The organism is Rhodococcus gannanensis, assembly GCF_042681175.1.
GTDB classification, from domain to species: Bacteria; Actinomycetota; Actinomycetes; order Mycobacteriales; family Mycobacteriaceae; genus Rhodococcus_G; species Rhodococcus_G gannanensis.
This window is the reverse complement of the sequence record NZ_JBHUFB010000012.1, coordinates 248,254-260,888: the sequence shown is the minus strand read 5'-3', so window position 1 is coordinate 260,888 and position 12,635 is coordinate 248,254. Positions and strand designations below refer to the sequence as shown.

General features: G+C 71.7%; 12 protein-coding genes. 8 read left to right on the top strand and 4 right to left on the bottom strand.

What is annotated here, in order from left to right; genetic code table 11:
• Positions 1-10 precede the first annotated feature (10 nt).
• Positions 11-424: a pyridoxamine 5'-phosphate oxidase family protein gene (locus ACFSJG_RS15990; protein WP_378486217.1), complete on the bottom strand. Its 414-nt coding sequence runs from the start codon at positions 422-424 to the stop codon at positions 11-13.
• A 31-nt stretch (positions 425-455) separates the two neighbouring features.
• Here ACFSJG_RS15990 and ACFSJG_RS15985 point away from each other — a divergent pair, with 31 nt between their 5' ends.
• From ACFSJG_RS15985 to ACFSJG_RS15955, 7 genes are all read left to right on the top strand, one after another.
• On the top strand, positions 456-1,193 hold the full coding sequence (locus tag ACFSJG_RS15985; RefSeq protein ID WP_378486216.1) for an SDR family NAD(P)-dependent oxidoreductase: 738 nt from the start codon (positions 456-458) through the stop codon (positions 1,191-1,193).
• Positions 1,193-2,416: a precorrin-6y C5,15-methyltransferase (decarboxylating) subunit CbiE gene (gene cbiE / locus ACFSJG_RS15980; protein ID WP_378486215.1), complete on the top strand. Its 1,224-nt coding sequence runs from the start codon at positions 1,193-1,195 to the stop codon at positions 2,414-2,416. Before ACFSJG_RS15985 ends, cbiE begins: the two co-directional genes overlap by 1 nt.
• Positions 2,413-3,162, top strand: a complete 750-nt coding sequence (cobM, locus tag ACFSJG_RS15975) for a precorrin-4 C(11)-methyltransferase (protein ID WP_378486214.1) — start codon at positions 2,413-2,415, stop codon at positions 3,160-3,162. Before cbiE ends, cobM begins: the two co-directional genes overlap by 4 nt.
• A gap of 26 nt (positions 3,163-3,188) precedes the next feature.
• Complete coding sequence (locus ACFSJG_RS15970) at positions 3,189-3,926, top strand: cobalt-precorrin-6A reductase (RefSeq protein WP_378486213.1); 738 nt, start codon at positions 3,189-3,191, stop codon at positions 3,924-3,926.
• A 42-nt stretch (positions 3,927-3,968) separates the two neighbouring features.
• Positions 3,969-4,181, top strand: coding sequence for a DUF4287 domain-containing protein (locus ACFSJG_RS15965; RefSeq protein ID WP_378486212.1), 213 nt, complete (start codon positions 3,969-3,971; stop codon positions 4,179-4,181).
• A 4-nt stretch (positions 4,182-4,185) separates the two neighbouring features.
• Positions 4,186-5,103 carry an alpha/beta hydrolase gene (locus tag ACFSJG_RS15960; protein ID WP_378486211.1) on the top strand — a complete coding sequence of 306 codons (918 nt, stop codon included), beginning with the start codon at positions 4,186-4,188 and terminating at the stop codon, positions 5,101-5,103.
• 202 nt (positions 5,104-5,305) lie between these two features.
• The gene (locus tag ACFSJG_RS15955; RefSeq protein WP_378486210.1) at positions 5,306-5,605 is read left to right on the top strand and encodes a hypothetical protein; all 300 of its coding nucleotides are present in this window, start codon (positions 5,306-5,308) and stop codon (positions 5,603-5,605) included.
• 27 nt (positions 5,606-5,632) lie between these two features.
• On the opposite strand, the gene cobJ is transcribed toward ACFSJG_RS15955, so the two are convergent.
• From cobJ to cobG, 3 genes are read right to left on the bottom strand one after another with little or no spacing between them, the layout of a single operon-like run.
• Positions 5,633-7,120 (bottom strand): precorrin-3B C(17)-methyltransferase, encoded by a 1,488-nt coding sequence (gene cobJ / locus ACFSJG_RS15950; protein WP_378486209.1) that lies wholly within the window; start codon positions 7,118-7,120, stop codon positions 5,633-5,635.
• Positions 7,120-7,746: a precorrin-8X methylmutase gene (locus ACFSJG_RS15945; RefSeq protein ID WP_378486208.1), complete on the bottom strand. Its 627-nt coding sequence runs from the start codon at positions 7,744-7,746 to the stop codon at positions 7,120-7,122. Before ACFSJG_RS15945 ends, cobJ begins: the two co-directional genes overlap by 1 nt.
• An 18-nt stretch (positions 7,747-7,764) precedes the next feature.
• Positions 7,765-8,919: a precorrin-3B synthase gene (cobG, locus tag ACFSJG_RS15940; RefSeq protein ID WP_378486207.1), complete on the bottom strand. Its 1,155-nt coding sequence runs from the start codon at positions 8,917-8,919 to the stop codon at positions 7,765-7,767.
• A gap of 180 nt (positions 8,920-9,099) precedes the next feature.
• Here cobG and cobN point away from each other — a divergent pair.
• Positions 9,100-12,635, top strand: a 3,536-nt coding sequence (cobN, locus tag ACFSJG_RS15935; RefSeq protein WP_378486206.1) for a cobaltochelatase subunit CobN, incomplete at its 3' end; no start/stop codon positions are given.

Sequence of the window (12,635 nt, the reverse complement as noted above, 5' to 3'; positions counted from 1 at the left end):
CGAGGGCCGGTCAACGCCCCAGCATGGCCGCGACGCCCAACACCCGCCGGACACTGATCTCGATCACCACCCGGGTCGGGTTCTCCCGCGGAGGCCGGTAGCGGACGGCGTAGCGGGCGACGGCCTCGGCCACGTCGTCGGGATCGGAACTGACCCGCGCCGGACCTTCGAGGGTCAACCAGCGGGGACCGTCCACCTGCGTCACGGCGGCGTACCCGCCGCGGGCGGCATTGAGGGCCTTCTGTGTGCCGCCGCCGGTGATCACGCGCGCCAGTGACCGCTCCGGATCCCAGGTGAATCCCACCGCAACCACGTGCGGGGTCCCGTCCGCGCGCAGCGTCGTCAGCGACGCCAGGTGCCGGTCGGTGAGGAACGTCAGCGCCTCGGCGGGCAGGTCGGCGGGATCGACGGGGGTGCGGGCCATGGCCCGACCGTAGTCGAGCACACTGGACCCCATGACTGTCGGATCGGTGGTCGTCCTCGGCGGACGCAGCGAAATAGGTGTCGAGGTCGCGACCAGGCTCGCGGCGGGACGCCCCGTCGTCCTCGCCGCGCGGCGCAGTGGCGAACTGAAGGCCGAGACCGCGGCGGTCGCGGCGGCCGGCGCCACCGCGGTGCACACCGTCGAGTTCGACGCCGACAGGGTCGTGGACCACGCGCGGGTGCTGTCCGACATCGCCGAACTCGGCCCGATCGACACGGTGGTGCTCGCCTTCGGGATCCTGGGCGACCAGCAGCGCGCCGAGACCGACGCGCAGCATGCCGTGAACATCGTCCACACCGACTACGTCGCACAGATCTCGGTGCTCACCCACATCGCGCACCTGCTGCGGGCGCAGCGCTCGGGTCGCATCGTGGTGTTCTCCTCGGTCGCCGGTGTCCGGGTCCGGCGCGCCAACTACGTGTACGGCTCGGCGAAGGCCGGACTCGACGGGTTCGCGAGCGGACTCGGCGACGCGTTGCACGGCAGCGGGGTGTCGCTCCTGCTGGTGCGCCCCGGATTCGTCATCGGTCGCATGACCGAGGGAATGAGTCCCGCACCGATGTCCAGCACGCCCGACCAGGTCGCGGACGCCGTCGTGAAGGCCCTCGGGAAGGGACGCGCGCGGGTGTGGGTGCCCGGGCTGCTGCGGCCGGTGTTCTTCGGGATGCGGCTGTTGCCGCAGGCCGTCTGGCGCCGGATGCCGCGCTGATGGGTGCGCTGACAGAGCATCGCATCACGGTCGTCGGGATCGGCGCCGACGGTTGGGAGGGACTGTCCGCGGCGGCCTGCCGCGCCCTGTCGGAGGCCGAGGTGTTGTTCGGTTCGACCCGTCAGCTCGACCTCGTCCCTGGCGACGCGGAGCGCGTGGCGTGGCCGTCGCCTCTGGTGCCTGCGCTGCCGGGGCTGTTCGAGCGCTACGTGGGGCGCCGGATCGGCGTGCTCGCCAGCGGCGATCCGATGTTCCACGGCATCGGGGTGACCCTCGTGAACCTGCTGGGCGCCGATCGGGTGCGGGTGATCGCGCATCCGTCGTCGGTGTCGCTCGCCTGCGCCCGCCTCGGCTGGGCGTTGCACGAGACGCCTGTCGTCTCACTCGTCACCGCACCCGTCTCCGCGTTGCTTCCGCATCTCGCCGACGGCCGCCGGGCGCTGGTCCTGTCCCGTGACGCAGACACCGCGGCGAGGGTGGCGGAACTCCTGCGGGACAACGATTTCGGCGACACAAGCATCACGGTGCTGGAGCAGCTCGGCGGCCCCGGCGAGGCGGTCGCGTCGGGCACCGCCGCGACCTGGACGCGGGAGCCCGGCGACCCGCTGAACGTGCTGGCGCTGGACGTCCGACGGGACGCGGACGCGGTCCGGTTGACCCGGACGCCCGGGCTGCCGGACGACGCGTTCGAGTCGGACGGTCAGCTGACCAAGCGGGAGGTGCGGGCCCTGACGCTGGCGGCACTGGCGCCCGAATCGGGGGAGCTGCTGTGGGACGTCGGGGGTGGCGCGGGCAGCATCGCGATCGAGTGGATGCGCACCGATCCCGCATGCCGGGCGATCGGATTCGAGCGGGACGGCACGCGCCGCGACCGGATCGCCGGCAACGCGGTACGGCTCGGGGTCCCCGCATTGGAGGTGCGTGGCGCAGCGCCGGCCGCACTCGTGGACGCGCCGACGCCGGACGCGATCTTCCTCGGCGGAGGCGTCACCGCACCCGGTGTGTTCGACGCCTGCTGGGCCGCACTGCCGGTGGGCGGCCGGATGGTCGTCAACGCGGTCACCGCAGAGTCCGAGATGCTGCTGCTGCGCTGGCGTGCCGCGCACGGCGGGGCGCTGCGCAAGTTCCAGGTCTACCGCGGGGACGCGCTCGGCGGATTCACCGCGTGGCGTCCGCAACTGCCGGTGGCCCAGTGGGTCGTGACGAAGGAGATCTCGCAGTGACCGTCCGTTTCATCGGCGCCGGCCCGGGCGCCCCAGACCTGATCACCCTGCGCGGCGCACGGATCATCGGGGAGAGCCCGGTCTGCCTGTACGCGGGCAGCCTGGTGCCGACCGAACTGTTGGAGATGTGCCCCGAGGGCGCGGAGATCGTCGACACCGCCCGGCTGAGCCTCGACGAGATCACCGAGAAGCTCGTCGCCGCACACCACGCGGGGAAGGACGTGGCGCGCCTGCACTCCGGTGATCCGTCGATCTACAGCGCGGTCGCCGAGCAGGTCCGACGGCTCGAGGCGGCAGGCGTCGACTACGAGATCGTGCCCGGCGTGCCGGCGTTCGCCGCGGCGGCGGCCACCCTGGGCCGGGAACTGACGGTGCCCGGGGTCGCGCAGTCGATCATCCTGACGCGGGTGTCGACGCTGTCCACCGCGATGCCCGACGGCGAGGATCTCGCGACGCTCGGCGCGAGCGGCGCAACACTGGTGATCCACCTGGCTGCGCATCGGATCGATCAGGTGGTCGACGAGTTGCGCGGCCCGTACGGCGGGGACTGCCCCGTCGCGGTGGTCGCGTTCGCCAGCCGTCCCGACGAGATCGTGCTGCGCGGGACAGTGGATTCGATCGCGGCGCAGGTGCACGACGCAGGGGTCACGAAGACGGCGGTCATCGTCGTCGGGCGGGTGCTCGGCGCGGCCGGGTTCCCGGACAGCTACCTGTACTCGGCCACCCGCAGTCGCGTCACCCACTGATGCACGCAGTGCCTCCTGGTCGGAGCGTGCGCCGTGTCCTGATTCTCGGTGGCACGTCCGAGGGGCGCGCGCTGGCCGCGGTATTGGACGGCACCCCCGGCGTCGACGTGATCTCGTCTCTGGCAGGCCGGGTCGCCAATCCACGACTGCCGGAGGGCGAGGTGCGCATCGGTGGTTTCGGCGGCGCCGACGGTCTTGCAGAGTGGTTGCGGGACAACGGAATCGACGCCGTGGTCGACGCGACGCACCCCTTCGCGTCCCGGATCACGGCGAACGCCGCCGCCGCGACACGTCACGCCGGCGTCCCGATGCTCGTGTTGCGCCGTCCCGAATGGGCGCCCGCGGAGGGCGATCGGTGGCATGCCGTGCCGGATCTCGAGGCCGCCGCAGGGGCGGTGTCGGCACTGGGCAGCCGGGTACTGCTGACGATCGGACGGCAGGGCGTCGATGCGTTCGCCGCCGAGTCCGCCTGGTTCCTGATCCGCGCGATCGACCCGCCGACGGTCGCGGTGCCGCGGCGCAGCGAGGTGCTCCTCGCGAGGGGTCCGTTCACGGTCGACGACGAGGTCGCGACGATGCGGGAGCACCGGATCGAGGTGCTGGTGACCAAGAACAGTGGAGGAGCGCTGACGGCGGCGAAGCTGGATGCCGCCCGGACGCTCGGACTGCCCGTGGTGATGGTGTCCCGCCCCGACATTCCCGCAGGGGTGGCGATGACCTCCGATCCCGACCGGGCTCGGACGTGGGCGGCCCGCGGGGACTGAGGCGCCCTGCACGTGTCGGAGGTCACCGCTAGCCTCGTCCGCATGGCAGAGCCGGTGAAGGGTCCCGCGTCCTATTTCCCGTCGATCGAGAAGAAGTACGGCAAGCCGATCAGCGAGTGGCAGCACCTGATTCGTGAATCCGAGCTGACCAAGCACATGGAACTGGTCGCCTGGCTGAAGTCCGAGCACGGCCTCGGCCACGGGCACGCCAACGCGCTGGTCGCGCACACGCTGAAGGAGGACGCGGCCGGCTGACGCCATGCGATTCACGCTGGACGCCTTGACGGCCGACGTGCCGGCCGGTCAGATCGACGAGGCGCGACGCTTCTACGCGACTCGACCCGCCGGGCGCGGTCCGGCAGATCTCCGTGAGTTGCCGGCCGCCCGGAACCGCCGGGTGGCGTCACCTCCGGTGGACCCACCCGCTGTCTTGGAACTCGTCGGTGCCGGACGGTCACGGGTGCCGGTGCGGATCCTCGCGCCGGCCGTCGGACCGGCGCGGGGCGTGCACCTCGACATCCCCGGGGGCGGCTTCTACCTGGGTTCCGCGCCGCAGCGCGACGTGCGGAACCGGGCACTGGCCGACGCCCTCGGCGTCGTGGTCGTCTGCATCGACCATCGGCTGGCCCCCGAACATCCCTGGCCCGCCGCACCCGACGACTGCGAAGCGGTCGCGCTGTGGCTGCTCGACAGATCGGAAGAGCGATTCGGCACGTCCCGCCTGACGATCGGCGGCAGTTCCGCGGGGGCGACCCTCGCGCTGGTGACCCTCCTCCGGCTGCGGGACCGCGGTGGCGTGGGCGGGTTCGCCGGCGCCGCACTCGAGTTCGGTACCTACGATCTGAGCGCACAGACCCCCGCCGGGCGCACGATCGCGGACGAGTACTTCCTCGACGCCTACCTCGGCCACGTCGACGACCGCACGACACCCGACATCTCGCCGATCTACGCGGACCTGTCCGGGCTGCCGCCGACCCTGATCGTGATCGGTCGCGACGACGTCCTCCTCGACGACAACCTGGCGATGGCGGGACGGTTGGCCGTCGCGGGCAACGACGTCGAGTTGCGGATCTACCCCGAGTCGCCGCACGGCTTCACCGGGCACCCGACCGCACTGGCCCGGACCGCGCTGACCGGGGTGCGCACGTGGCTGCGCGGCCGGCTCACCGAACGGTGACCGTGCCGCCGGTCAGAGCAGACCGGCACGACGCAGCAGCAGGTCCGCGCTACTACTGAGTCGACGGGAACACTCGGATTCGACACGACCGCCGAAAATTCCTCGGATCCGCCGCCGAGCTGTGCCGGTTGTGGGGCCGTACGTGGGCGTCTACCGTCGAAGTCGGACGGCCGGACCACCCCGAATCGGGAGGAGTGCCCTCGTGACCACCCTCGAGCACCATCCGCACACCGATCACGACCACGTACACGGACCGGGCTGCGGTCACGTGTCGGTTCCGCACGGTGACCACGTCGACTACGTGCACGACGGACACCTCCACCGTGTCCACGGCGACCACGTCGACGAATGCGAGTCGTCGGAACACAGCGTGCACGGCACGCACGAGCACCACCACGGCGACGGTTGCGGCCACGTCGCGGTGCCGCACGGCGACCACGTCGACTACGTGCACGACGGGCACCGGCACGCCGAACACGGCGACCACTACGACGAGCACTGACTCGCGGGCGCGTTGCCCGCTCCCGCGTCAGCCCGGGTAGCGGCGCGGCGTGAAGACCTTCCGTTCACCACCGGATTCGACGACGGTGGTCTGCGACGAGCCGACGATCAGCAGGGTGCGCATGTCCACCTCCGACGGGTCCAGGTCACCGAGCGGCACGATCCGCACGCTCTCCTCCGGTCCGGCGACGTCCCGTCCGACGACGACGGGGGTGTCCGGGGAGCGGTGTTCGAGCAGCAGATCCTTCATCGCCCCGACCTGCCATGTGCGTGACTTCGACGCCGGGTTGTAGACGGCGATCGCCATGTCCGCGGCCGCGACAGCGGAGATCCGCCGGGAGACCACGTCCCACGGCTTGAGCCGGTCGGACAGCGAGATCATCGCGTAGTCGTGGCCGAGCGGAGCGCCGACCCGGCTCGCCACGGCGTGCGCCGCCGTCAGCCCGGGGAGCACCCGCACCGGAACGTCACGCCACTGCTCCTCGGCCGCGACCTCGACGACCGCGGCGGCCATCGCGAACACGCCCGGATCGCCTGAGGACACGACCACGACGCGGGAGCCGCGCTTGGCGAGGTCCAGGGCCATCGCGGCCCGTTCGGACTCGACCTTGTTGTCGCTGGCATGCACCTTCTGGCCGGGACGGGCCGACACGCGGTTGACGTACGTGGTGTAGCCGACGACGTCGCTGGCGCGGGCCAGTTCGTCCCGCACCTCCGGGGTGGTCCAGGCGTCGTCGCCGGGGCCCAACCCGACGACGGTGACCGAGCCGGTCTCGGTGGCAGGGGCCGCGGCGGGGTTGTTGGACGGGCTCGGCACGATCGCGATGGAGAAGTACGGCACCTCGGTCTCGTCCACGTCGGCGGCGGCGATGACGCGTTGCCGGTCGGTGGAGGCCCGCTCGACGTAGGAGGCCTCGGCCAGGCGGCCGGAGTCGGCGAGGGCCTTCCGGACGGTCGGGAAGGTGCGCCCGAGCTTGAGGATCGCTGCGGAATCCGTCTCCCGCAGCCGCCGGGTGAGCTCCTCGGCGGGCAGTGTCCCCGGCAGGATCGTCAGCACCTCGTCGCGCTCGACGAGCGGCACACCCAGTGCGGCGGACGCGGCGCTGATCGAGGTGACGCCGGGAATCACCTCGGCGTCGAAGCGGTCGCACAGCCGCTTGTGCATGTGCATGTACGAGCTGTAGAACAGCGGATCGCCTGCGGCGAGCAGAGCCACGGAACGACCGGCCGCCAGGTGCGCGGCGAGCGTCTCGGATGCCTCGAGGTAGAAGTCGTCGATGGCACCCTGGTAGCCGCCGGGATGGTCGACCGTCTCGATCGTGACGGGGTAGACGAGGTGTTCCTCGATCTGTCCGTCCCGCATGTACGGCGCGGCGACGGCGCGGGAGATGCTGCGACCGTGCCGGGCACTGTGGAACGCGATCACGTCGGCCTCGGCGATGATCCGGGCCGCCTTGACGGTCACCAGTTCCGGGTCGCCGGGTCCGAGGCCGATGCCCCAGAGCTTGCCGGTCATCACTCGACCTCCGTCGCGATCGCGTTGAGGGCGGCGGCGGTGATCGCGCTGCCACCGCGGCGGCCGCGGACCACGATGTGGTCGATGTCGCCGGCACGGAGGACGAGGTCCTCCTTGGATTCGGCGGCCCCGATGAAGCCGACGGGGCAGCCGATGATCGCCGCCGGCTTCGGTGCGCCCTGGTCGATCATGTCGAGGAGATGGAACAGCGCCGTCGGGGCGTTGCCGATCGCGACGACCGCGCCCTCCAGCTTCGGGCCCCACAGTTCGAGTGCGGCGGCGGAACGGGTGTTGCCGAGCCGTTCCGCGATCACCGGAACCCGCGGGTCGCCGAGCATGCACACCACATCGTTGTTGGCGGGCAACCGCTTCCGCGTGACACCCGACGCGACCATGGTGGCGTCGCAGAAGATCGGGGCGCCGTTCCGCAACGCGCTCCGCGCCGCGGTGACCACGGACGGAGTGAACGCGACGTCGGTGGTGAGATCAACCTGGCCGCACGCGTGGATCATCCGCACGACCACCTGAGCGACGTCCGCGGGGAACCGCGACAGGTCCGATTCGGCCCGGATGGTGGCGAAGGACTGGCGGTAGATCTCCGCACCGTCGCGGATGTAGTCGCTCATGGCCCACACGATATGGGGTCAGGGAGCGGGTGGGTCCACCCGGTAGCCGTCGTCGGTGGCGACGACATCGGTGACCGTGCCGCGGGGTCGGCCGCATCGCCGCTCGCATCCGGCCCAGTGCTGACGGCCCTCCGCGGGCAGTGTTCCGGTGTCGACGGCGTGCTCGGCGTCGGCCCGCACGTCGGTGAGCGACTTCGCGCATCCGGGTTGCCCCGCGCACGCACTGACCTGCAGCCACGGCGAGTTGGCGTCGAAGATCAGGCCCATCGGCGCGAGCACCCGCACCACCTGTTCGGCCATGTCCTCGGTGAGGTCGTGCAGCAGCACCGACCGCCACGGCGTGACCGTGATCGGACGGTCGACGGCGACGAGGAAGTCGGCGAGCCTGGCGGGGAGCACACCGAACCGCAGTCCCGCCGCGAGCGTCACGGTTCCGTCGGGTTGGTCGATCCAGCCGATCGGACCGGTGGTGACCGCGCCCGGCAGGTCGAGAACGGTGGCGGCCGGGGTGATCCCGAGTCGGCGCAGCACAATCGCCGGACCGTCCTCGATCTCGTGCAGCCGCCACTGCGTGCCGCGGATCTCGCGCAGCGCCCGCGCCGCGTCGAGGAGGGCGGCGACGCCGTCGTCGGGGGACAGTCGCACCCCGTGGTCGGCGCCCGCGAGGATCAGCGCGACCTCGCTCGGGGTGACGGCGTGCAGTCCGATGTCGCCGCGCAGCGCGGTGGCATCACCGCGACCGTCGTCGAGGGTGAACAGGACGCGGCCGGGCAGGTCCGCGAGGTCCGGATCGGCGCACAGACCGGCATCGACCTCGCGCACCCAGCCGCGCACGTCGACGAACCCGCCGAACCGCCCCGACAGGGGTGTGGCGACGATGTTGCGGACCCGTTCGTGGGTCACGGACGGCAGCAGCCCGGCGGCGGCGAGGCGGTCGGCGAACGCGGCCGGGTCGGTCACCGCCCGCACCTGCACGTTGCCGCGAGAGGTCAGCTCGATCTCGCCGCCGGCCAGGTCCCGCGAGGCGTCCGCCAGCGCCTGCAGCTGCGCGGGCGTGATCGCCCCGCCGGGGATGCGGGCGCGGGACAGCGCACCGTCGGCGGCCTGGTGGACCTGCAGCGCGCCGGGGCAGGCGTCGGGGCGGGAACGGTCGGGGGAGATGAACTCGGACATCGCCTCCAGGGTACGGCGGCCGTCCCGGTAGCATCGCAGCCATTGCGGCAGCTCGAGAGGAAGCCGGTGTGATTCCGGTGCGGTCGCGCCACTGTGACCTGGGAATTTCCCTGGAAGCCAGACCCTCCGACGCTGCCGTCCCGACCAAGTGGGGCGCGAAACCCCGAGGAGGCCCGTCACGTGATCCTGCTGCTGTCGACGTCCGACACCGATCTGCTCAGTGCCCGCGCCAGCGGCGCCGCCTACCGCTGGGCGAACCCCGCGCGGCTGCTCGTCGACGATCTGCCCGCGCTCCTGGACGCCGTCGACCTCGTCGTGGTCCGCATCCTCGGTGGCCGACGCGCGTGGGAGGAAGGCCTCGACGCGGTCCTGGCCGCGGGTGTCCCGACGGTGATCCTCGGTGGTGAGCTCGCTCCCGACGCCGAACTGATGGAACTGTCGACGGTCCCGGCGAACGTGGCCGCGCAGGCACACACCTACCTGGCCGAGGGTGGCCCGGCGAACCTGGCGCAGCTCTTCGGGTTCCTGTCCGACACCGTGCTGCTGACCGGTGTCGGGTTCGAGCCGCCCGTGCACACCCCCACCTGGGGTCACCTCGACCGGGCCGCGGCGGACGTCGACGGACCGACCGTCGCGGTCCTGTACTACCGGGCGCAGCACCTGGCGGGGAACACCGCGTACGTGGACGCGCTGTGCCGGTCGATCGAGGACCGCGGCGCCCGACCGCTGCCGATCTTCTGCGCATCGCTACGCACCGCGGAACCCGAACTGCTCGAACTCCTGGCCACCACCGACGCGATGGTCGTGACGGTTCTCGCCGCGGGCGGCACCCGGCCCGCAGGCGCCTCCGCCGGTGAGGACGACGAATCCTGGGACGTCGCCGCGCTCGCCGCGCTGGACGTCCCGATCCTGCAGGGTCTGTGCCTGACCAGCAGCCGCGAGGTGTGGGAGGCAAACGACGACGGGCTCTCCCCGCTCGACGTCGCCACCCAGGTCGCGGTGCCGGAGTTCGACGGCCGCCTGATCACGGTGCCGTTCTCGTTCAAGGAGATCGACGGCGACGGCCTCACGACGTACGTACCCGACGTGGAGCGAGCCGCCCGCGTCGCCGGCATCGCGGTCCGGCACGCCCGGCTGCGGCACATCCCGAACCCGGACAAGCGCATCGCGCTGATGCTGTCCGCGTACCCGACGAAGCACGCCCGCATCGGCAACGCCGTCGGCCTCGACACCCCCGCCAGCGCGATCGCACTGCTCACCGCGATGCGGAACGCCGGCTACGACCTCGGCCCGGCAGACGGCGACGACGCGCTGCCCGGCCTCGCCACCGGCGACGGCGACGCCCTCATCCACGCTCTGATCGCCGCCGGTGGCCAGGACCCCGACTGGCTGACCGCGGAACAGTTGGAGGGCAACCCGATCCGCATCTCCGCGGCCCGGTACCGGGCCTGGTTCGACACCCTGCCCGCCGACTTCCGGGAGGGCGTCGAGGAGCACTGGGGTGCCGCGCCCGGCGAGCACTACGTCGACCGGTCCGTGGACCGCGACGGCGAGATCGTCGTCGCCGCACTGCAGGTCGGCAACGTGGTCCTCATCGTGCAGCCGCCCCGCGGGTTCGGGGAGAACCCGGTCGCGATCTACCACGACCCCGACCTCCCGCCGAGCCACCACTACCTCGCGGCCTACCGCTGGCTCGCCGCCGATGCGGGGAGCGGCGGGTTCGGTGCGGACGCGATCGTGCACCTCGGCAAGCACGGCAACCTGGAGTGGCTGCCCGGCAAGACCCTCGGCATGTCGGCATCCTGCGGGACCGACGCCGCCCTCGGGGACCTGCCGCTGATCTACCCGTTCCTCGTCAACGACCCCGGCGAGGGCACCCAGGCGAAGCGGCGCGCACACGCCACCCTCGTCGACCACCTCATCCCGCCGATGGCGCGCGCCGAGTCGTATGGCGACATCTCGCGGCTCGAGCAGCTCCTCGACGAACACTCGAACATCTCGACACTCGACCCGTCGAAGCTGCCGGCGATCCGCCAGCAGATCTGGACGCTGATGCGTGCCGCGAAGATGGACCACGACCTCGGGCTGGCCGAACGTCCGGAGGAGGACGTCTTCGACGACATGCTGCTGCACGTCGACGGCTGGCTGTGCGAGATCAAGGACGTGCAGATCCGCGACGGACTGCACGTGCTCGGGCAGGCGCCCGCCGGCGACGCCGAGGTCGAGCTGGTGCTGGCGATGCTGCGCGCCAAGCAGATGTGGGGCGGCGAACGGAATGTGCCCGGACTGCGCGAGGCCCTCGGCCTGAGCGAGGCCGGCGACGAGAACCGCGGCCGCGTCGACGAGATCGAAGAGGTCGCGCACGGCCTCGTCGCGGCGCTGCAGCGGGCGGACTGGGATCCGGTGGCAGCCAAGCAGATCGGCGCCGCGCACGGCGACCAGGTCGTCGCAGTGCTGGAGTTCGCGGCCACCGAGGTGGTGCCCCGTCTGCGAGGCACGGGCCGGGAGATCGAGCAGGTGCTACGCGCCCTCGACGGCCGGTTCATCGAGGCCGGCCCGAGCGGGTCACCGCTGCGCGGCCTGATCAACGTGCTGCCCACCGGCCGCAACTTCTACTCGGTGGACCCGAAGGCGGTGCCGTCGCGGCTGGCCTGGGAGACCGGTCAGGCGATGGCAGAGTCCCTGCTGGCGCGGTATGTCGCCGACCACGGTGAGTACCCGACGTCCGTCGGTCTGTCCGTGTGGGGCACCTCCGCAATGCGGACCTCCGGTGACGACGTCGCGGAAGTCTTCGCGCTGCTGGGCGTTCGGCCGGTGTGGGACGAGGCGTCCCGCCGCGTCACGCACCTCGAGGCGATCGACCTCGAGGAACTGGGCCGGCCCCGCATCGACGTCACCGTCCGCATCTCCGGCTTCTTCCGGGACGCGTTCCCACACGTGCTGGCACTGCTCGACGACGCGGTTCGGATGGTCGCGGCCCTCGACGAGCCCGCCGAGCAGAACTTCGTCCGCGCACACGCGGAGGCCGACCTCGCCGAGCACGGTGACGAGCGCCGCGCCACCACCCGCATCTTCGGATCCAAGCCGGGCACCTACGGCGCCGGCCTGCTGCAGCTGATCGACTCGAAGTCGTGGCGCGGGGACGCCGACCTCGCGCAGGTGTACACCACGTGGGGTGGCTACGCGTACGGCCGCGGCCTCGACGGCGCTCCCGCCGCGGACGACATGCGCAGCGCGTACAAGCGAATCGCGGTGGCCGCCAAGAACACCGACACCCGCGAACACGACATCGCCGACTCCGACGACTACTTCCAGTTCCACGGCGGCATGGTCGCGACGGTTCGCGCACTCACCGGCAAGGACCCGGAGGCGTACATCGGCGACAGCACCCGCCCCGACGCGGTGCGCACCCGCACCCTGTCCGAGGAGACGTCGCGGGTGTTCCGGGCCCGGGTCGTGAACCCGCGGTGGCTCGAGGCGATGCGCCGGCACGGCTACAAGGGTGCGTTCGAGATGGCGGCGACCGTCGACTACCTGTTCGGCTACGACGCGACCACGAACGTGGTGGCGGACTGGATGTACGAGAAGCTCGCCGAGACCTACGTCCTCGACGAGCAGAACCGCTCCTTCATGGAGAAGTCGAATCCGTGGGCGCTGCACGGCATCGCGGAGCGGTTGCTCGAGGCTGTCGAGCGGGACATGTGGGAGGAGCCCGA